At 69.9% G+C, this 521-nt stretch carries 1 pseudogene; it reads right to left on the reverse strand.

The annotated features are described in order from the left end of the window. Nucleotides 1-521: pseudogene (locus EOA33_RS38190) on the reverse strand (DNA mismatch repair protein MutS); the annotation flags it as partial.

Raw genomic sequence — 521 nt, forward strand, 5'->3', positions numbered from 1 at the left:
CGGTTGAGCGCGAGTCGCGCCGGCGCCCGCGGCATGTGAGCAACGGTCTTCAGGCTCGTCCGCGCCGCCTGGCAGAGTCGGGTTTCGGCACGAAAGAACGACACCGAATCGAGCCTGGCGCCGATCGCCGCCGGATCGGTCAGCGGCGCCATCAGCCGGTCGGCCAAGAGCCTCGCGCCGCTGCCGGTCACCGTGCGGTCGATCGCCTTGAACAGCGAGCCGTCGCGGCTACCCGACAGCGTGCGTAAGAGCTCCAGATTGGCGCGCGTCGCCGGGTCGATGAACAGCGTCGAGCCGCTCTCCTCGCGCTCCGGTCGCGACAGCGGCGGCCGCTCGGCCTTCTGCGTCTTCTCGACATAGGCAATAGTGCCTGAGATGGCCGACAGCTCGGCGCGCGAAAACGTCCCGAAACTGTCCGGCGTCGCCACCGCGAAGAAGCGTGCGATGCGTCCCGCGGCCGAGGCCGAATCGAACAGCGACGGCGGCTGCGGGCTGGCGACGCGGCCGATGACGTCGAACAG

Source organism: Mesorhizobium sp. M4A.F.Ca.ET.050.02.1.1 (assembly GCF_003997725.1).
Taxonomy (GTDB): domain Bacteria; phylum Pseudomonadota; class Alphaproteobacteria; order Rhizobiales; family Rhizobiaceae; genus Mesorhizobium.